Genomic DNA, 19,567 nt, shown 5'->3' with positions numbered 1-19,567 from the left:
CGTCCCGCTCCGGTCCGGACGTCCGAGGTTGGGAGGATGGCGTGGTTTGTCCGCGCTGCAGCTCTGACGTTCCCGAGGTGTCGCATTTCTGCCATCACTGTGGCAACGACCTGCGCTCCGGGGACAACGAGCGGAAGAACGCGTACGCCGCCAGGCCGGACGAGCCGGTGGCGTCGTTCAAACTGGTCTCGACGATCATGCCGCAGGGATCCGGCAAACAGCCGTACACCTACAAGGTCGCGCTCGGCATCGCCCTGCTGCTGACGGTGGTGACGGCGGCGCTCGGTGCGCTCCCGGTGGCGATCATGATCGCGGCCTTCGCCATCCCGATCGTCTACATCATCTACTTGTACGACGTGAACCTGTGGGAGGACGAGCCGATCCCGGTGGTCGCCGCGGCCTTCGTGCTGACCGGCGTCCTGGCGGCGCTGTTCACCTGGATCTGGTCGGACAAGGTCGGGCTGACGCTCGACGCCATCGGCAACAGTTCCACCGGGCCGTCGCTGCGGGACCTGCTGATCCTGCTCCTGCTGGTACCGGTCGTGTCGGAGCTGATCCGCCAGGTCGGCCCGCTCTACCTGGCCTCCCGGCCGCGGTACGACGACCTGATGGACGGCTTCACGTTCGGTGTCGTCGCCGGTGTCGGTTACGCGTGCTTCGAGACCCTCGTCCTGCACTGGGGCTGGATCAGCGGCGGTTTCGCTGGTCCGGGCAGCAGCGCCGGTACGTGGATCTCGATCGTCGTCCTGCACGGCTTCATCAAGCCGCTGGTGTACGGCTCGGCCACAGGTCTCGCTGGCGCGGAGTTCTCCGGCCTCGGCGAGGGGTACGACGGGTTCACGCCGCGCTGGGTCGGCGGCCTGCTCCAGGCGATGGTGGTGAACGCCCTGTTCCAGGGTGGTGTCTACCTGCTCGGTTTCGTCGGCGGCCGGGGTTCCACGATCGGCGCGATCCTCGGCGTCGTCTGGGGTCTGGCGTTGCTCGGGGCGCTGATCATCCGGGTCCGGACCGTGCTGCACAAGGGCCTGCTGGAGGCGGCGCTGGAGTCGGCCGCGCGCGGTGGTTCGAACCACGCGTCCGGCGACCTGGCGTTCTGCTCGCGCTGTGAGATGCCGCTGCTCCCGCATTCCGACTTCTGCTCCGCGTGCGGCAACTCGGTGCGTTCGGTACCGAAGTCCGCCCGTGGGGTGTCCGCACCGACCGCTGCGACGACTGGAGAGACGCAGGTATGAGCAACCAGCAGCCGCCGTACGGTGGTCAGGGCGGACAGCAGCCGTACGGCGGACAGGGTGGTCCGGGTGGCCAGCCGGGGCCGCAGCCTGGTCAACGGCCGGGCCCTGGCTACGGCCAGCCGGGTCAGCCGCAGCCGGGTCAGCAGCCTGGCCCGGGCCAGCCCGGTCAGCAGCAGCCCGGTCAGCCGCAGCCTGGGCAGTACCAGCAGCCCGGGCACGGCGGTCAGTACCCTCAGCAGGGTCAGCAGCCGGGTCAGCCCGCGTTCCCTGGGCAGCAGCAGTACCAGCAGCCGCAGCAGGGGTACCCGGGCCAGCAGCAGTACCAGCAGGGCTTCCCGGGCCAGCAGCAGTACGGCGGCCAGCAGCCGTGGAGCCAGCAGCCTCCGCGCAAGGGCGGTGGCAGCGGCAAGACGCTGCTGATCGCGGGTGGTGCGTTCGCACTGGTCGCGATCATCGGTGTCGTGCTCGCGCTGATCTTCAAGGGCGGCGACGACCAGGCCGACCCGACGCCGACCCCGACCGGTGCGCCGACCGCGCAGCCGACGGGTGAACCGACCGGGCAGCCCACGGAGCAGCCGACCGGTGAGCCGACGTCCTCACCGACCGCCGAACCGACGACCCAGCCGAGCACCGGCGGGGACGAGGGCATCGCGGTCGCCGAGGGCATCTACGTGAAGCCGGCCGACGGTTACGTCCGGAAGAGCCTGGACGGCTACAGCGGCGTGTTCCTGGTCAAGCAGGGTGAGGGCCTCTTCATGGTCGCGGCCGCGAAGGCGCCGGGCAGCCCGGACTCGATCCTCGCCGAGGCCCTCAAGGCCGACACGAAGGGCCTGTCGTCGGTGCAGACCAAGCCGATGAAGAAGTCGACGTACACCGCCGCGGACAACACCCCGGTCCGGACGCTGCTCAGCCAGAGCTACTCGGGTGTCAGCACCTCGCAGAGCGGCAGCTTCGAGGCTGTCGGTTTCGTCGCCGTGGTGCAGCGCGAGGACGGCGTGATCACCCTCGCCCGCGTGTTCGGGCGTAAGGACAAGCTGTCGACCCTCGAACCGGACTCGACGGCGATGCTGAAGTCGGTGCTCGAGAGTCAGTGAGCGGAAAGCGAGACAAAGGGACCGGCGGTAACCCCTGGGTCAACCAGCCCGGACCGGAGCCGGACGACGAACCGGAGGAGCAGCTCCCGCCGTCGCCCTGGGACCTCGAGGTACAGCCGCCCCCGTCACCGTGGGGCGGCTCTGCCGCGCCCGGGAACGGACCGGGCGGACCGGGTGGTCCAGGTGGTCCGGGTGGTCCGGGGGAAGGGCCGGCGACCCAGACGTCGTCGGCCTGGGGCGACAAGGTCGGCCCGCCGTCGCTGCGCCGGCCGCCGCCGGAGAAGAAGGGCTTCCAGCTGCCGCGGGTCCCGCCGCTGCTGATCCCGATCGGCGCCGGCCTGCTCGTCGTGGTGATCGTGGCGATCGTCCTGGTGGCGCTGTCCGGCGGTGGCGACAAGGCCGCGCAGAACCCGCCGAGTACGCCGGGCAGTACGCCGGCGAGTACCCCGGCGGCGCCGAAGACGTCGTACCAGCCGCCGCCGAACGCGATCCCGGTCGGCTTCGGCGTCTCGCTCGTCCCGGCTCCGGGCTGGACGCTGTTCCCGAACCCGCCGGACGGCAAGCAGGTCGCTACCTACCCGCCGAACACGAAGGCGGACGCGCGGGCGTTCTTCTGGGTCCGGCAGAAGCGCGACGTGACCGCGAACGCGTACCTGCTCGGGATCGTCGAGGGCGAGACCGAGGAGGAGATCACCCAGCTCGGCGCGGTACGGAACCTGCCGTGCCCCAAGGACGTCCTGGTGGAGTGCGTCGCGATCGACTACACCTCCAGCTTCACCAAGAACGGCGCCGAGACGAAGGTCAAGGGCTCCGTCGAGGCGTACCGGCGCAAGGACGGCGTGGTCACCGCGCTGGACTTCCGGACCAACGCCGACTTCGCCCCGAAGGCCGAGGCGGACGCCGCGATCATGAAGAAGTCCGTGATCGACAGCATGTGACCGGTCCCCAGAACCCCGGTCCCCAGAACTACCGCGAGGAACAACAACGATGAGTCAGCAGTACGGTCCGCCGCCGGGCCCGCCGCCGGTTTCCGCTCCGGCCCCCGGCGGCTGGGGTCCCGGGCCGTCGCGCCCGGTCCGGCCGCCGAGGCCGAGCAGGACGCCGTGGATCATCATGGCGGCCGCGATCGTCGCGGTGCTGCTGGTGGCGATCGGCGTCGTACTGCTGGTGACCGGCAAGGACGGCAAGACGACCACCGGTCAGCAGACGCCGGAGCCGCTCGGCACCATGTACACGCCGTCGCCGACGCCGACCCCGGACGACTCCAAGGGGCCGAACGACGTCGGTGTCGAGGTCGGGTACGGCGTCTGGTTCACGCCGTCCAAGGGCTGGCTGCCGGACTGGGACAAGACCAAGGCCGGGAAGAACTACATCCTGCAGCAGTTCAGCGCCCGCGGCCTGATCGACGGGTACTACTGGGTCCGCCAGACCGAGCTGTACGACGCGAAGGGCTTCGCGGAGCACCTGGTCGACGTCGAGTCGAACGGGATGCAGGGCGTCCGGATCGGCAAGGGCACCGTGTGCACGCCGGCCAACCCGAACATCAAGGCGTGCTACGCGCTCACGTACACCGGCGACTGGGTGGCGAAGAACGGCAGGCACGTCGCGATGCAGGGCTTCGTGACGGCGTACCAGGACAAGTTCGACCGGGTCACGGCGACCGACGCGGCTTTGGAGACCCGGGTGTACAAGCGCCGGGTGAACGAGCTGATCTACATGAACAACACCCTGATAAAAAGCTTCTGACCTGGGCTTTTAGAAACTGTTGTCGGGCGGCCCAACACCAACCACCACCCGCCGAGCGGAGCGAGGCGGGTGTGTTTTTGGGGGTTGGTTTTTGGGTTTTTAGAAACTGTCGGCAGCGGGCCGTACGGTGGTGGGCATGAGACAGGTGTCGGATCTGCAGCGGATGGTCGCCCCGCTGAAGGTGGTGTCGGACTTCGAGCCGGCCGGTGACCAGCCGGCCGCGATCGCGGACCTCGAGCGGCGGATCAACGCCGGCGAGCAGGACGTCGTGCTGCTCGGCGCGACCGGAACGGGTAAGACCGCGACGATCGCCTGGCTGGCCGAGAAGGTCCAGCGACCGATGCTGGTCCTGCAGCCGAACAAGACCCTGGCTGCCCAGTTCGCGAACGAGCTGCGCCAGTTCTTCCCGGACAACGCCGTCGAGTACTTCGTGTCGTACTACGACTACTACCAGCCCGAGGCGTACGTCCCGCAGACGGACACCTACATCGAGAAGGACTCCTCGATCAACGAGGAGGTCGAGCGGCTCCGGCACTCGGCGACCTGGTCGCTGCTGACCCGCCGCGACGTGATCGTGGTCGCGACCGTCTCGTGCATCTACGGCCTGGGCTCCGCGGACGAGTACCTGAACCGGATGATCCACGTGAAGGTCGGCACCGAGATGGACCGCGACGGGCTGCTGAGGCAGCTCGTCGGGGTGCAGTACGCGCGCAACGACCTGGCCGGCACCCGTGGCACGTTCCGGGTCCGCGGCGACACGCTCGAGGTCTTCCCGGTGTACCAGGAGCTCGCGGTCCGGGTGGAGTTCTTCGGGGACGAGATCGAGCGGGTGATGACGCTGCACCCGCTGACCGGCGAGGTGCTGTCCGAGGAGGACGAGGTCTACATCGGCGCCGCCACGCACTACGTGACCGCGCCGGAGCGGATGGAGCGGGCGATCATCTCGATCGAGGCCGAGCTGGAGGAGCGGCTCGCTGAGCTCGAGCGGAACGGGCAGCTGCTGGAGGCGCAGCGGCTGCGGATGCGGACGACGTACGACATCGAGATGATGCGCCAGATCGGTACCTGCTCCGGGATCGAGAACTACTCCCGGCACACCGACGGCCGCGAGCCCGGTACGGCGCCGCACTGTCTGCTGGACTACTTCCCCGAGGACTTCGTGCTGGTGATCGACGAGTCGCACGTGACCGTCCCGCAGATCGGCGGGATGTACGAGGGCGACATGTCCCGGAAGCGGACGCTGGTCGAGCACGGCTTCCGGCTGCCGTCGGCGATGGACAACCGGCCGTTGCGCTGGGAGGAGTTCCTGGAGCGGATCGGCCAGACCGTGTACCTGTCCGCCACGCCGGGGCAGTACGAGCAGGACAAGTCCGACGGGTATGTCGAGCAGCTCATCCGGCCGACCGGTCTGGTCGACCCCGAGGTGATCGTGAAGCCGACCAAGGGGCAGATCGACGACCTGATCCACGAGATCCGGCTCCGGGTCGAGCGCGACGAGCGGGTGCTGGTCACCACGCTGACCAAGAAGATGTCCGAGGACCTCACCGACTACCTGCTGGAGATGGGCATCCGGACCAGGTACCTGCACAGCGAGGTGGACACGCTGCGCCGGGTCGAGCTGCTCCGCGAGCTGCGGATGGGCGAGTACGACGTGCTCGTCGGCATCAACCTGCTGCGTGAGGGCCTGGACCTGCCCGAGGTGTCGCTGGTCGCGATCCTGGACGCGGACAAGGAAGGCTTCCTGCGGTCCGGGCGGTCGCTGATCCAGACCATCGGCCGTGCCGCCCGGAACGTGTCCGGCCAGGTGTTCATGTACGCCGACAAGATCACGCCGTCGATGGAGCAGGCGATCGACGAGACGAACCGGCGGCGCGCGAAGCAGATCGCGTACAACCAGGCGAACGGGGTCGACCCGCAGCCGCTGCGGAAGAAGATCGCCGACATCACCGACATGCTGGCCCGCGAGGACGCCGACACCGCCGAGCTGCTCGGCTCCGGCCGGACCCAGTCCCGCGGCAAGGCGCCGGTGCCCGGTGGCGGCAAGGGGAAGGCGGGCGAGAAGGCGAAGGAGCTGGCCGGCGGCCTGCCGTCGTCCGACCTGGCCGACCTGATCCAGCAGCTCACGGACCAGATGCACAACGCGGCCGCCGAACTGCAGTTCGAGGTCGCCGCCCGCTACCGCGACGAGATCTCCGAACTGAAGAAGGAGCTCCGCCAGATGACCAACGCCGGCGCGAAGTAGCCGCGCCGGCGTCGCCTAGGGAGGACGCGGATGTTCGACCACCTGTCGTTGCAGTGCGATGACCTGGACGCCAGCCGGCGGTTCTACGAGGCTGTGTTGGGGCCGTTGGGGGTCAGCGTCACGATGGACTTCGGCGATGTGCTCGGGCTGTCCGGGAGCGACGGCGTACCGAAGTTCTGGCTCGGGAAGCAGACCACCGGTGGGACGCAGCGGGAGATCCACGTGGCGTTCACCGCGCCGGACCGGGCAACTGTCGAGACTGTTCATCGGCTGGGGGTGGACCTCGGGGCCGAGGTGCTGCATGAGCCCAAGGAGTGGCCGGAGTACCACCCGGGCTACTACGCGGTGTTCCTGCGAGACCCGGACGGCAACAACGTGGAAGTCGTCACGCATGCCTGAGAAACGGCTGACGGGCGACGCCCTCCGCGAGTACTGCCTGGACAAGCCGGGCGCCTGGCCGGACGAGCCGTGGGACGGGGACACGGTGGCGAAGGTCGGGGAGAAGATCTTCGCGTTCCTCGGTGACGGCAGCGTCGGGCTGAAGTGCGGCGCGAACCGGGACGAGGCCGACGAGCTGGTCGCGGCGTACCCGGAGGACGTGCGGAAGATGGCCTACATCGGGCGCGCCGGGTGGAACACCGTGCAGCTCGGCGGCGCCGTGCCGGACGACGAGATCCTGGAGCTGGTCGACACGTCGTACGCCACGGTGGTGTCCAAACTACCGAAACGCCTCCGCCCCGCGTGACGTACGACGAGTTCGACCGGGCGCTCTTGCACGCGTTGCACCTCGACGCGCGGGCACCGTTCCGCCGGCTGGGGGAGGTGCTCGGCGTATCCGACCAGACCGTCGCGCGGCGGTACGCCCGGCTGCGGGAGAGCGGCGCGCTGCGGGTCACGGCGCTGAGCGACCCGGGCCAGGTGCAGTGGCTGCTCCGGGTCCGTGCTGTACCGAGCGCCGCGGGTGAGGTCGCTGATGCGCTGGCCCGGCGACCGGACACGAGCTGGGTGAACCTGTGCGCGGGCGGTACCGAGATCGAGTGCACGGTGTACGGCGGCGACGTCGGCCCGCTCCTGCTCGAGGTACTGCCCCGGACCCGGCAGGTGATCGACGTCGAGGCCGCAGAGGTGTTGCAGGTCTTCTACGGCGCGGGTTCGCCGTACGACAAGGTCGGATCGTTGCGGCCCGACCAGATCGCGGAGCTCCAACGGCACGCGCCCGAACCTGTCGAGACCGTCGTACTCGATGACATCGACCGGCAGCTCTACGACGAGTTGCGGCGCGACGGCCGGGCGCCGATCGAGCAACTGGCGAAGGTGTGCGGAGTCTCCGCGCCGACCGTACGTCGTCGGCTGCACGCGCTGGTCGCCGGCGGCGTTGTCAGCTTCGACATCGACGCGGATCCACGCCTGATGGGAGTACCCGCGCGGGCGATGCTGCGGCTGGCCGTCACGCCGGACCGGCTCGACGCGACCGGCCGCGCGCTCGCCGAGCACACCGAGGTCGCCTTCGTGGCCGCGACCACCGGGTCGACCTCGCTGTTCGCGGCCATCGGCAGTCCCTCGCCCGACGGCCTGTACCGGTACCTGACAACCAAGATCGCCGGTCAGTCGGGCGTCACCGGAGTGAACCTGACGCCGGTCCTACGGACGGTCAAGGCCGCCACCACGCACTACGGGCTGCGTCACCCTGTCGGATAACGACAGCAGAGCCCGATTGGATGTCGAGATCTGGGCACCTGTCGCTGAACTCGCACGGATTCACGTTGCCCACGGGCAGGCTGATCGACGGAATCAGTCAAGCCTGAGGAGTCCGAGTTCATGACCACCCTCGTCATTGGTGCCCGTGGCGCCGTCGGCCGGCACGTCCTCGCCGGGCTGCAGGCAGCCGGTACGCCGGTCCGCGCCTCGGTCCGGGACCTGGCCAAGGCCGACTTCGGCCCCGGCGTCGACGTCGTCCAGGCCGACCTGACCCGCCCGGATTCGTTGCCCGCGGCCCTCGACGGCGTCGATCAGGTCTTCCTGTACGCCGAACCCAGCGGCGCGGCCGACTTCGGCAAGGCCGCATTGGTCGCGGGCGTCGAGCGCGTCGTACTGCTCTCGTCCGGCAGCGTGTTGGTGCCCTGGGCAACGTCCAACCCGATCACCGTCGAGCACCGGATCACCGAGGAACTGCTGGCCGGTAGCGGCCCGGAACTGGTCCCGATCCGGCCGCTAGTTCTCGCCAACAACGCCCGGAACTGGGCCTCGTCGATCAGATCCGAGCGGACGGTCCGGCTCGTCCACCCCGGATCCATGTCGGCACCGATCGACGAGCGCGACATCGCCGAGGTCGCGCTCGCGGCGCTGTCCGGTGCCGATCGGAGCGAGGTCTCCGCCCTGCTGACCGGTGCGGAGCCGTTGACCCTGCGCGATCAGGTCGAGTCGATCGCAGCGGTGCTCGGTGACCCGATCAGCGTCGAGGAGATCGACGAGGCGCGCGCCCGGGAGATGTTCGGCGTGGGGGAGCCGGAGACCGTCGAGGCGATCCTGCACTTCGTCCGCCGGGGTACCGAGCCGGGCGGGTGGTTCCGGACGGACACCTTCGAGCGGATCGCCGGTCGACCTCCGGTGTCGTTCGCCGCGTGGGCACGGGAACACGTCGCCGAGTTCCGCTGAGCGGGATTGATCGGGGGCCAATGGATCACGCGCTGCAACTATTCCCTGATCGGGTTGTGATCAACGGCTCGGGGCGTGGATTTGGTATCTCGGATGCCGAACCGTCAGAATAGCTCCTGAGAAGGGGAGTATTCCTTTGCGGCGGCGTCGTCATCACGGCCGGGGTTCGTCCCACGGCCCGGTGCCTCCGGTCTGACCGGTTACTCACGGTGAGGCGGAAGAGACCTTCGGAGTCGATGTTCTCGTCTGAGCTCCGGAGGATTCCGTGCACGTTGCTGACTACGTTTGGTACATCACCGTCGGGTTGCTGCTCGCGCTGCTGGCGTTCGACGTCTTCGTGATCGGCCGCCGGCCGCACGAGCCGAGCACTCGCGAATCGGCCACCGCGATCGCGTTCTACATCGGCCTCGCCGCGGTCTTCGGGCTCGGCGTCTGGTGGTTCTCCGGCGGGCAGTACGCCGGGGAGTTCTTCGCCGGCTGGCTCACCGAGTACAGCCTGAGCGTCGACAACCTGTTCATCTTCCTGATCATCATGGCCAGGTTCCAGGTGCCCAGGCAGTACCAGCAGACCGCGTTGCTGATCGGCATCATCCTGGCGCTGGTGTTCCGCGGCGTCTTCATCGCCGTCGGCGCGGCCGCGATCAACCAGTTCTCGTGGGTCTTCTACATCTTCGGCGCGTTCCTGGTGTACACCGCGATCCACCTCGCCAAGCAGGGTGAGAACGACGACGACGACTTCAAGGAGAACGCGGTCATCCGGTTCGCGAAGAGGCGGCTGAACGCGACCGACGAGTACAACGGCGTCAAGCTGACCCTGGTGCGGAACGGCAAGCGGCTCGTCACTCCGATGGCGATCGTGATCATCGCGCTCGGTACGACGGATCTGTTGTTCGCGCTCGACTCGATCCCCGCGATCTACGGGCTGACGCAGGAGCCGTTCCTGGTGTTCACCGCGAACGTGTTCGCTCTGATGGGGCTGCGCCAGCTGTACTTCCTGCTCGGCGATCTGCTGAAGCGGCTGGTGTACCTGTCGCTCGGCCTGTCGGTGGTGCTCGCGTTCATCGGTGTGAAGCTGGTGCTGCATGCGATGCACGTGAACGAGTTGCCGTTCATCAACGGAGGCCACCACATCACCTGGGCACCGGAGATCCCGATCTGGTTCTCCCTCGGCTTCATCATCATCACCCTGGGGATCACCACGGTGGCGAGCCTGGCGAAGTCCCGCAAGCTGAACGCGGACGAGCACCCGGAACTGCACCCGAAGGAGTCCTGAGCCAAAGAACCCGCCCCTCGCTCCGCTCGGGGCGGGGGAGGGGTGGAGGCCGCAGATCCGGGGAGGACGACGGGCCGCAGGTCTGGCGCTGGGGCGGTGGGGGTGCGGTTAGAAGCGGGCTGCGGTGAGCAGGGTTTTGCGGCGGTCGTCGGTCAAGGGGGCGTCTTCGAGGCGTTTGCCGGTTTCGGAGGCGTGGAGCATGCCGGTGGGGGAGACGAAGCCGACGTGGTGGATCTGTTGGCCGTCGCGGGCGAAGAAGTACAGGTCACCCGGCTGCACCTCGTCGACAGGAATGTTCGGCAGGTCGTGCGCCTGGTCGTGGGCATCGCGCGGAGTACGCAGGCCGAGCACCCGGCTCACCGTGTGGATCAACCCGGAACAGTCCAGCCCGTACGCCGACGTACCGCCCCACAGGTACTCGAGCCCGAGGAACAGCCCGCCCAACCGCAACCGCTCGTCCGCGTCCGACGGCTCCACCACAGAACGCAGTACGGCGTCCTGCAACCAGCCGTGCCCACCGTCGGGCGTTGCCACCCGCGTGTGACCGTCCGCGTGCTCGTCCGACGCCAGCACCGTCGCGAACGACAGCTCCGCGAGCGGACGCCCGCCCGGCTCGGCCAGCAGCGTGGCCGTCGGTACGGCGATGGCGACCGGGTCGGACGCACTCGTCGGCAGCTCGCCCAGGTGGCTCGACGGGACCCACCCCGGGTACCCGAGCTCGTCCTGCGACGACGGCTGCCAGGGCGCGACGATCTCGGACCAGCCGTCACGTTCGGAGCGCACCAGCACAGGCTCGGCGAACAGCAGCTGGGTCAGGGTCCGGCCGTGCAGGCCGAGCCGGGTCTCGGTGTCCATCGACTTCGCCCACGCGGCGACGTCCGGGAGCGCGGCCGTTGCCGGTGCGTCCACGTCACGCGGGGCGTCCGGCGACGTCCAGACCGTGCTGATCGGGACCTTGGTGGCGGCTAACCTCATGCGCTCAAGCCTGTCACGCCCAGTCCGGGAGCTGAAGGCAGGTGGATCAGCGAACCGTCGTACCGGATCCCGCCGGTCACCGCCGGCTCGCGCAGCCACCAGGCCGCGTCCAGGTCGTTGACCGCGGTCGTCGGGTACGCCGACACCAGTGCGGCCGCCGCGCCGACGCCAACGTGGCCCTCCATCATGCAGCCGACGATCGCGCCGAGCCCGTGCTCGCGGGCGAGTTCGAGCAGCGTCCGCGCCGGGGCCAGCCCGCCGCACTTGGCCAGCTTCACGTTCACCAGGTCGGCCGCGCCGCGCTGGATGACCGCCACCAGGTCACGGACGCCGTACACGGACTCGTCGGCGAGGATCGGCGTACCGACCCGGTCCGTCACCCACGCCATCCCGTCCAGGTCGGCCGCGGCGACCGGCTGTTCGACGAGCTCGATCGCGCAGCCGGCGTCCTCCAGCGCGCGGATCACGGTGACCGCGTCACGGCGCGTCCAGCCCTGGTTCGCGTCCAGCCGCAGCCGAGGCACCGGCCCGATCGCGTCCCGGACCCGGCGGACCCGCTCGACGTCACCGGCCGCGTCCGTACCGACCTTGATCTTCAGTACGTCGAACCCGTCCACGATCCGCGCCTTCGCGGCGCCGGCGAGCGCGTCCGGGTCACCGACCGACAGCGTCATGTCGGTACGGACGACGTCGACGGTCGAGCCGAGGAACCCGTGCAGCGTCTGCCCACGACGCCGGGCCGCCAGGTCGTGCAGCGCGACATCGACCGCGTCCTTCGCGCCGAAGTTGCCGACCACCGCACCCTGTACCCGGCGCAGCGCCTCGGTGAGGTCGTCCGGTCCGAGGCCGTCGAGGGCGGTCGTGATCGGTCCCTCGATGCACGCCCGCGAACCGGCCAGCGAGTCGCCGGTCACCTTCCACACCTGAGGTGCCTCGCCCCAGCCGCTCAGCTCGCCGTCGCCCACCTCGCCATAGCTCAGTTCGACCAGCAGCGACTCGGCGTGCGTCGCCGTGCGCAGCGCGGTGACGAACGGTGTGTGCAACGGCGCCGAGACCAGGTGTGTCGTGAGCTTCACTGTACGGACTCCAGGTCGTGCCGGTGGTTCCAGGCCTCGAGTGCGATCGACGCGATCAGCTGCTGCGCCTCGCTGTCGGGCAGGTCGGACGTCGTACACACCACGAGTAGGAACGGGTCCGCGTCGGCCGGGCGGACGATGCCGCCGTCGTGCCGGATCCGGGTGTCCCAGCCGTTCTTGTGCTCGACCCGCGTCCCGGCCGGCAGCCGCGCGGGGATCTCCCCGTTCCACTGGTTACCGGCCAGCAGGTCGCGCAGATAGTCGCCGGAGGCACCTTCTTGGTTGCCCACCGCAACAAGTACGCCGGCCAGCCCGGCCGGGCTCATCAGATTGCTGATCCCGGCCCGCTGCGCAGCGCCGTCGTCGATCCCACGCTGGATCCTGGAGGCGGGCTGCCGGGACGACTTGAGCGTGGCCTCGGCGAGGATCCGGTGCGCCGCGTCGACGCCGACCTGTTCGAGGACGAGGTCGGTGGCGAGGTTGCTGGACCGCGTGATCATCTCGGTCGCCAGCCAGCCGAGCGGTACCTGCTCGCCCATCCGGGACCAGGTCGCGGGTGCCTCGTCCTCGTCCGGGTCGACGCCGAACCGGCCGCCGGCCGCGGACTCGAAATCGTTGTGCACCGTCACCGGCTGGTCGAGGGCGAGCTCGCCGGCGTCGACCTTGCGCATCATCGCCATCGCCACCGGCAGTTTCATCGTGCTCGCGGAGTAGTGCGTCCGTTCCGGCTCGTGCTCGAACACCGGTGTGCCGTCCAGCCGGCCCAGCCAGACCCCGAACTCCCCGCTCCCGTCGACCTGCTGGAGCAGCTCCGCGATTCCCATGCGATCACCCAATCACAACCGCGTACCTGGCAGACTTCCCAGGGTGTCCCGTGCTCTCGGCATCCTCCTGGGCTTTACCGCCGACCGTCTTCTCGGCGATCCGCGGCGCTACCACCCGGTCGCCGGCTTCGGCCGTACGGCGTCCCGGCTCGAACAGCACGTGTACGCCAACACCCGCCCGGCCGGCACCGCCTACACCGCGATCCTCATAGGCATCACCACAGTCCTAGGCCTCGCGGCCGAGCGCCTGACCCGCAAGCATCCGCTCCTCCACACCGCAGCAACCGCCACCGCCACCTGGACCGTCCTGGGGGCCCGCAGCCTGGAACGCGAAGCGGAGACGATGGCCGCGCTCCTGGAGGCGAAGGACATCGAAGCAGCGCGTGAGCGCCTGAGCCACCTCTGCGCCCGCGACGCCACCAACCTGGAAGCAGACGAACTGGCCCGCGCGACGGTCGAGTCGATCGCCGAGAACACCTCCGACGCCTGCGTCGCGCCTCTCCTCTGGGGTGGGGTCCTCGGCATCCCCGGCCTTCTCGGCTACCGCGCCGCGAACACCCTCGACGCGATGGTCGGCTACCACTCCCCGAAGTACGAGAACTTCGGCTGGGCGTCAGCGCGCCTGGACGACGTACTGAATCTGCTGCCGGCCCGGGTGTGCGCTGTGCTGACGGGGCTGGCGGCCGGTCGGCCCGCCGAGGTGATGGCGGTGTGGCGGCGGGATGCGCCCAAGCATCCGAGCCCGAACGCCGGGCCGGTCGAGGCGGCGTTCGCCGGTGCGCTCGGGCTGACTCTCGGCGGCACGAACAGCTACGGGACGTACCAGGAGGACCGCGGCACGCTCGGTGACGGTCCGCCGCCCGCGGTCGCCGACATCCGGCGTACGGCGGAACTCGCACGCCGCGTCGGCGCAGCGGCAGCCGGGGTGGCGGTGCTGGTGGGACTTGCGGCGGCACGGGGAAAGGGGAAGCGATGGGCCTGAGCCATCGGCCGTTGCGGATCGCGCTGATCCGGCACGGCGAGTCCGAGGCGAACCTGGACAAGACGCTCTTCGAACGCCTGCCGGACCACGCGATCCCGCTCACCGCGCACGGGCACGAGCAGGCGGCCAAGGCCGGGAAGCAGCTGCGGGAGCTGTTCGAGAACGAACCGGTCCGGGTGTACGTGTCGCCGTACCTGCGCGCTCGGCAGACCCTGGACTCGCTCGGCCTCGACGACTTGATCGGTCTGGCCCGGGAGGAGCCACGGCTGCGGGAGCAGGACTGGGCGAACTTCCAGGACACCGAGGACATCGAGCGGCAGCGCCAGCTCCGCGACTCGTTCGGACACTTCTACTACCGGTTCACGCACGGCGAGTCCGGGTCGGACGTGTACGACCGGGTGTCGACCTTCCTGGAGACGATGCACCGCGACTTCGAGGCGCCGGACTCGCCGAAGAACGTGCTGCTGGTGTCGCACGGGCTCACCATGCGGCTGTTCTGCATGCGCTGGTTCCACTGGTCGGTCAACTTCTTCGAGTCGCTGCGGAACCCGGAGAATGGGGAAACACGCGTGCTGCTGCGGCAGGCCGATTTCCGGTACAAGCTTGACCGGCCGTTCGAGCAGTGGACACCCTACGAACCGACGGACTTGGAGCGATCGGCATGGTTGTAGAGCAGACGCGGGACGCGGTACTCGACCTGCTGGCGAGCCTCACGCCCGCGCAGCTCGACAAGATCCGGGCGCCGTTCGACACGCCGGACCACAAGCAGTGGACGTACCTGCCCGGCCCGGTGCCTGGCCTCGCGTTGACCGAGCTGACACCGGCGCAGCAGAAGCTCGTCGAGCGGCTGGTCGCGATCGGGTGCAGCGAGCGAGGTACCGGCGACGTCTGGGCGGTCCTGGACTCCGAGATCATCGTCCGCGGGCTCCCGGACCTGCCGGCGTCAGGAGAGTGGGAGGGCTCGGTCGTCGGCGATCGGTACTTCCTCCGGGTGCTGGGCGACCCGTCCGGCACGGACCCGTGGGCCTGGCGGCTGAACGGCCACCACCTGGCGATCCACGTCACGCTGGTCGACGGCGCGATCTCCTTCACCCCGCAGTTCCTCGGCTCGAACCCTGCCCAGGTGCTGACCGGCCCACAGACCGGACGCCGTTTCTTGGCTGCTGAACAGGACCTGGGCTTCCAGCTGCTCCACGCGCTGGAGCCGGGCCAGCTCGAGGTGGCACTGGTCTCACCTGAGGCTCCCGACGACATCCTGACCCGCCACGACCCGGTCGCCGACGCCTCACTCCTGCACCGCGGCCTCCCGTACGGCGACATGGACGAGCAGCAGCGTCAGCTCCTGAGCCTGCTCATCGGCCAGTACGTCGGACGCGCTGCCGGCCCGATCGGCCTGCAGACCTGGCAGGACATCACCGAGCAGGGCATCGAACGCCTGACGTTCGCGTGGGCCGGCGAGACAACTCCAGGCGTCGGCAACCGCCACTACTACTCGATCGCCGGGCCGACGTTCCTCGCCGAGTACGACAACACCCAGGACGACGCGAACCACATCCACTCGGTCTGGCGCGACCTCCGCAACGACTGGGGCACCGACCTACTGGCAGCCCACTACCTGATGCACAGCTAGAGTCAGCGTCGTCATTCGACGGCATCAGCAGGAACCCGGTGTGAGTCCGGGACGGTCCCGCCACTGTGACCCCGCGAGGGGGAGTCAGGAACTGCCGCCGTCGTACCTGTAGCTGGGGCGTGGATACCCCGGGAAGGACTTGTGCGCATGGCTGCGAATCTCCTGCTGCTGTCTACTGCTGATACTGACCTGCTGGCTGCGGCCGAGGCGAGCGCGGGGTGGGCGGTGGCCAATCCGGCTCGGCTCGAGCTGGCTCAGCTCGATGGTCTGCTCGACAGGGCCGATGTGGTTGTGGTGCGGCTGCTCGGTGGGCGGCGGGCGTGGGAGGAAGGGCTCGACGCGGTCCTCGTGTCCGGGAAACCCGCCGTGGTCGTGAGCGGTGAGGCGGCGCCGGACGCCGAGTTGATGTCGCTCTCGACCGTGCCGGCCGGTGCGGTGACCGAGGCGCTCGCGTACCTCCGGGAGGGCGGCGCGGACAACCTCCGCAACCTGGCCGGGTTCCTCCGCGACACGCTGCTGCTGACCGGCGACGAGTTCGAGCCGCCGCGCGCGCTGCCGGCGTACGGCGTGCGAGGGACGTACGTCGAGGACGACCGGCCCGTGGTCGGCATCGTGTACTACCGCGCCCACGAGATCTCCGGAAACACCGCGTTCGTCGACGCGCTCGCCGCCGCGGTCACCGAAGCCGGTGCGCAGCCGCTGCCGGTGTACTGCGGGACGCTGCGTGGGCTCGATCCGGCCGAGAACGTCGGGCTGTTCGACCTGCTCCGGAAGTGCGACGTACTCGTGACGACGCTGCTCGCGGCGGGCGGTGCCGTTGCAGCGAACGCCAGTGCGGGTGGTGCGGACGACGCGTGGGACGCCGGTGCGCTGGCGTCGCTCGACATCCCGTTGATCCAGGGGCTCGCGCTGACCTCGACGCGGGAGCAGTGGGTGGACAGCGACGCGGCGGTGAGCCCGCTGGACGCGGCGACGCAGGTCGCGATCCCGGAGTTCGACGGCCGGCTGATCTCGGTGCCGTTCTCGTTCAAGTCGTACGACGCCGACGGGCTGGCGCGGTACGCGCCGGATGCGGAGCGGTGCGCGCGGCTGGCCGGGATCGCGGTCGCGCACGCACGGTTGCGGCACGTACCGGTGGCCGAGAAGCGGATCGCGCTGGTGCTGTCGTCGTACCCGACGAAGCACGCGCGGATCGGGAACGCGGTCGGGCTGGACACACCGGCGTCGGCGGTCGTGCTGCTCGGGCAGTTGAAGGACGCGGGGTACGACCTCGGCGATCTCGACGTGAGCGCGCTCGACGGCGACGGGCTGATCCACCAGCTGATCGCGGCCGGCGGGCACGACGTGGACTGGCTGACCGACGAGCAGCTGGCCGCCGCGGTCGCGAAGGTACCGCTGTCGACCTACGCGCGGTGGTTCGGCCGGACGCCGGAGTCGTTGCGTACGGCAATGATCGAGGCGTGGGGCGAGGCGCCGGGTGAGCTGTACGTCGACACGTCCGGCGACGAGCCGGCGATCGCGCTGGCGGCGTTGCGGTTCGGGAACGTGGTGCTGATGATCCAGCCGCCGCGCGGGTTCGGCGAGAACCCCGTGGCGATCTACCACGACCCGGACCTGGCGCCGTCGCACCACTACCTCGCGGCCTACCGGTGGCTGGAGGCTTCGCCGGAGGAGGGCGGCTTCGGTGCGCAGGCCGTCGTACACCTCGGGAAGCACGGGACGCTGGAATGGCTGCCGGGCAAGGGGATCGGGATGGCGGCCGACTGCGCCCCGGACGCCGTGCTCGGGAATCTGCCGATGGTGTACCCGTTCATCGTCAACGACCCGGGCGAGGGCACGCAGGCCAAGCGGCGGGCGCACGCGACGATCGTCGACCACCTGGTCCCGCCGATGGCGCGGGCCGAGACGTACGGCGACATGGCGAAGCTGGAGTACTTGCTGGACGAGTACGCGACCGTGTCGGCGCTGGATCCCGAGAAGGTGCCGACCTTGCGGGCGCAGATCTGGACGCTGATCCAGGCGGCGCAGCTGCACCACGACCTGCACACGTCCGACAAGCCGTCGGATGACGAATTCGACGAATTCGTGCTGCATCTTGACGGGTATCTGTGCGAGATCAAGGACGTGCAGATCCGCGACGGGTTGCATGTACTGGGTGGTGCGCCGGCCGGTGAGGCGCGGGTCAACCTGGTGCTTGCCGTACTGCGGGCTCGGCAGTTGTGGGGTGGTTCGTACTCGATCCCCGGGCTGCGGACCGCGCTGGGGAACGCCTTTGGTGTGGACGAGGCGGAGCTGCTCGCCAACCCGGGCGCGGCTGCTGACCTAGCCGATCTTGCGACGCTGGCTGATCTGCCTGCGCTGAGTGGTGCCGACGGTGTCGATCTGCTGGAAGCTGTGGCGCGGAAGCTCGTCCTCGGGATGGAGACGATGAGCTGGGACGTCACGAAGGTTCCGGTCGTGGTGGCCGAGGTGTTGGGCCGGGAGCCTGAAGAGGTCGTGCAGTCGTTGACGTTCGCGGCGGCGGAGGTTGTGCCTCGGCTGGGGCGGACCGGGGACGAGTTGGCGAATGTGCTGCGGGCGTTGGACGGGCGGTTCGTCGAGGCGGGGCCGTCGGGGTCGCCTACCCGGGGGCTCGTCAACGTACTTCCTACCGGGCGGAACTTCTACGCGGTTGATCCCAAGGCGATTCCCAGCCGGAACGCCTGGGACGTCGGGGTTGCCCTGGCTGACTCGTTGCTCGCGAGGCATCACACAGAGACGGGGGAGTACCCGCGGTCGGTGGGGCTGACGATCTGGGGTACGTCGGCGATGCGGACGCAGGGTGACGACCTGGCCGAGGTGTTGTGGTTGCTCGGGTGCCGGCCGGTGTGGGACGAGGCGTCGCGCCGGGTGACCGGCTTCGAGGTCGTCGGGCCGGCGGAGCTCGGCAGGCCGCGGATCGATGTGACGATCCGGATCTCCGGGTTCTTCCGGGACGCGTTCCCGCACGTCGTCGCACTGCTCGACGAGGCCGTACGGACGGTCGCCGGCCTGGACGAGTCGCCCGACGACAACTTCCTCAAGGCACACGTGGACGAGGACGTTGCCGCGGGCAACGACGTACGGCAGGCCACCGCCCGGGTGTTCGGCTCCAAGCCCGGCTCGTACGGCGCCGGACTCCTCCCGCTCGTCGACGCCCGCAACTGGCGTACCGACGCCGAGCTCGCCGAGGTGTACGCCGTCTGGGGCGGGTACGCGTACGGCAAGGACCTCGACGGCGCGGAGGCCCGCGGTTCGATGGAGCGCGCGTACACCCGGATCCAGGTCGCGGCCAAGAACGCGGACACCCGCGAGCACGACATCATGGACTCCGACGACTACTTCCAGTACCACGGCGGCATGATCGCGATGGTCCGGCACCTGACCGGCGCGAACCCGAAGGCGTACGTCGGCGACTCGGCCGTCCCCGCGCAGGTGAAGACGCGGACGCTGGAGGAGGAGGCGAAGCGGGTGTTCCGCGCGCGGGTGGTGAACCCGCGGTGGATGGCGGCGATGCGGCGGCACGGGTACAAGGGCGCGTTCGAGATGGCGGCGACCGTGGACTACCTGTTCGGGTACGACGCGACCGCGGGCGTGGTCGACGACTGGATGTACGAGTCGCTGACCACGGAGTACGTCGCCGACCCGGAGATGGCCGAGTTCTTCCGGAAGTCGAACCCGTGGGCGCGGCACGGGATCGCCGAACGGCTGCTCGAGGCGGCGCAGCGCGGTCTCTGGGCGGAGCCGTCGGACGCGGCGCTGGAAACCCTGCGGAACGCCGTCCTTGAGACGGAGGGTGACATCGAGGATCGCGGCTGAT

Annotated in this window: 17 protein-coding genes and 1 riboswitch; of the genes, 14 read left to right on the top strand and 3 right to left on the bottom strand. The window is 69.4% G+C overall.

All coding sequences use genetic code 11. From position 1 onward, the window contains the following. Positions 1 to 77 precede the first annotated feature (77 nt). From ACZ5BU_RS12915 to ACZ5BU_RS12870, 10 genes are all read left to right on the top strand, one after another. Positions 78 to 1,232 (top strand): PrsW family glutamic-type intramembrane protease, encoded by a 1,155-nt coding sequence (locus tag ACZ5BU_RS12915; protein WP_465698359.1) that lies wholly within the window; start codon positions 78 to 80, stop codon positions 1,230 to 1,232. Then, positions 1,229 to 2,326, top strand: a complete 1,098-nt coding sequence (locus tag ACZ5BU_RS12910) for a PT domain-containing protein (protein WP_465698357.1) — start codon at positions 1,229 to 1,231, stop codon at positions 2,324 to 2,326. Before ACZ5BU_RS12915 ends, ACZ5BU_RS12910 begins: the two co-directional genes overlap by 4 nt. After that, a complete protein-coding gene (locus tag ACZ5BU_RS12905) occupies positions 2,323 to 3,264 on the top strand; it encodes a hypothetical protein (protein ID WP_465698355.1) in 942 nt (313 codons plus the stop codon). The genes ACZ5BU_RS12910 and ACZ5BU_RS12905 overlap by 4 nt, the downstream gene beginning before the upstream one ends. A 49-nt stretch (positions 3,265 to 3,313) precedes the next feature. Beyond that, positions 3,314 to 4,072, top strand: coding sequence for a hypothetical protein (locus tag ACZ5BU_RS12900; RefSeq protein WP_465698353.1), 759 nt, complete (start codon positions 3,314 to 3,316; stop codon positions 4,070 to 4,072). 136 nt (positions 4,073 to 4,208) lie between these two features. Further along, positions 4,209 to 6,314, top strand: a complete 2,106-nt coding sequence (gene uvrB / locus ACZ5BU_RS12895; RefSeq protein WP_465698351.1) for an excinuclease ABC subunit UvrB — start codon at positions 4,209 to 4,211, stop codon at positions 6,312 to 6,314. Between the two features lie 30 nt (positions 6,315 to 6,344). Further along, positions 6,345 to 6,713, top strand: coding sequence for a VOC family protein (locus ACZ5BU_RS12890; protein WP_465698349.1), 369 nt, complete (start codon positions 6,345 to 6,347; stop codon positions 6,711 to 6,713). Next, positions 6,706 to 7,059 carry an MmcQ/YjbR family DNA-binding protein gene (locus tag ACZ5BU_RS12885; RefSeq protein ID WP_465698347.1) on the top strand — a complete coding sequence of 118 codons (354 nt, stop codon included), beginning with the start codon at positions 6,706 to 6,708 and terminating at the stop codon, positions 7,057 to 7,059. Before ACZ5BU_RS12890 ends, ACZ5BU_RS12885 begins: the two co-directional genes overlap by 8 nt. Continuing rightward, positions 7,056 to 8,012 (top strand): Lrp/AsnC family transcriptional regulator, encoded by a 957-nt coding sequence (locus tag ACZ5BU_RS12880; protein ID WP_465698345.1) that lies wholly within the window; start codon positions 7,056 to 7,058, stop codon positions 8,010 to 8,012. The genes ACZ5BU_RS12885 and ACZ5BU_RS12880 overlap by 4 nt, the downstream gene beginning before the upstream one ends. Positions 8,013 to 8,132: 120 nt before the next feature. Further along, entirely contained in the window at positions 8,133 to 8,969 is an 837-nt protein-coding gene (locus ACZ5BU_RS12875; RefSeq protein WP_465698343.1) for an SDR family oxidoreductase, read from the top strand. 265 nt (positions 8,970 to 9,234) lie between these two features. Beyond that, positions 9,235 to 10,242 carry a TerC family protein gene (locus ACZ5BU_RS12870; RefSeq protein ID WP_465698341.1) on the top strand — a complete coding sequence of 336 codons (1,008 nt, stop codon included), beginning with the start codon at positions 9,235 to 9,237 and terminating at the stop codon, positions 10,240 to 10,242. A 108-nt stretch (positions 10,243 to 10,350) separates the two neighbouring features. Here the strand turns inward: ACZ5BU_RS12870 and ACZ5BU_RS12865 are convergent, their stop codons facing one another. From ACZ5BU_RS12865 to ACZ5BU_RS12855, 3 genes are read right to left on the bottom strand one after another with little or no spacing between them, the layout of a single operon-like run. Next, complete coding sequence (locus ACZ5BU_RS12865) at positions 10,351 to 11,217, bottom strand: C40 family peptidase (RefSeq protein ID WP_465698339.1); 867 nt, start codon at positions 11,215 to 11,217, stop codon at positions 10,351 to 10,353. Then, on the bottom strand, positions 11,214 to 12,293 hold the full coding sequence (locus ACZ5BU_RS12860) for a mandelate racemase/muconate lactonizing enzyme family protein (protein WP_465698337.1): 1,080 nt from the start codon (positions 12,291 to 12,293) through the stop codon (positions 11,214 to 11,216). The genes ACZ5BU_RS12865 and ACZ5BU_RS12860 overlap by 4 nt, the downstream gene beginning before the upstream one ends. Then, the gene (locus ACZ5BU_RS12855; protein WP_465698335.1) at positions 12,290 to 13,117 is read right to left on the bottom strand and encodes a serine hydrolase; all 828 of its coding nucleotides are present in this window, start codon (positions 13,115 to 13,117) and stop codon (positions 12,290 to 12,292) included. Before ACZ5BU_RS12855 ends, ACZ5BU_RS12860 begins: the two co-directional genes overlap by 4 nt. 43 nt (positions 13,118 to 13,160) lie before the next feature. Between ACZ5BU_RS12855 and ACZ5BU_RS12850 the strand changes: the two genes are divergently transcribed. The 4 genes from ACZ5BU_RS12850 to cobN all read left to right on the top strand — a co-directional run bounded on the left by ACZ5BU_RS12850 (position 13,161) and on the right by cobN (position 19,566). Then, entirely contained in the window at positions 13,161 to 14,099 is a 939-nt protein-coding gene (locus tag ACZ5BU_RS12850) for a cobalamin biosynthesis protein (RefSeq protein ID WP_465698333.1), read from the top strand. Further along, a complete protein-coding gene (locus ACZ5BU_RS12845; protein WP_465698331.1) occupies positions 14,090 to 14,770 on the top strand; it encodes a phosphoglycerate mutase family protein in 681 nt (226 codons plus the stop codon). Before ACZ5BU_RS12850 ends, ACZ5BU_RS12845 begins: the two co-directional genes overlap by 10 nt. Then, complete coding sequence (locus ACZ5BU_RS12840) at positions 14,761 to 15,729, top strand: DUF3500 domain-containing protein (RefSeq protein ID WP_465698329.1); 969 nt, start codon at positions 14,761 to 14,763, stop codon at positions 15,727 to 15,729. The genes ACZ5BU_RS12845 and ACZ5BU_RS12840 overlap by 10 nt, the downstream gene beginning before the upstream one ends. Further along, positions 15,722 to 15,839: riboswitch (cobalamin riboswitch) on the top strand. (Overlaps the previous gene by 8 nt.) 37 nt (positions 15,840 to 15,876) lie before the next feature. Continuing rightward, entirely contained in the window at positions 15,877 to 19,566 is a 3,690-nt protein-coding gene (gene cobN, locus ACZ5BU_RS12835; protein WP_465698327.1) for a cobaltochelatase subunit CobN, read from the top strand. Position 19,567 lies beyond the last annotated feature (1 nt).

The sequence above is a fragment of the Kribbella sp. NPDC031520 genome, assembly GCF_055580825.1.
The sequence above is the reverse complement of the archived record's forward strand: the minus strand, read 5'-3'. Positions and strand labels throughout refer to the sequence as shown.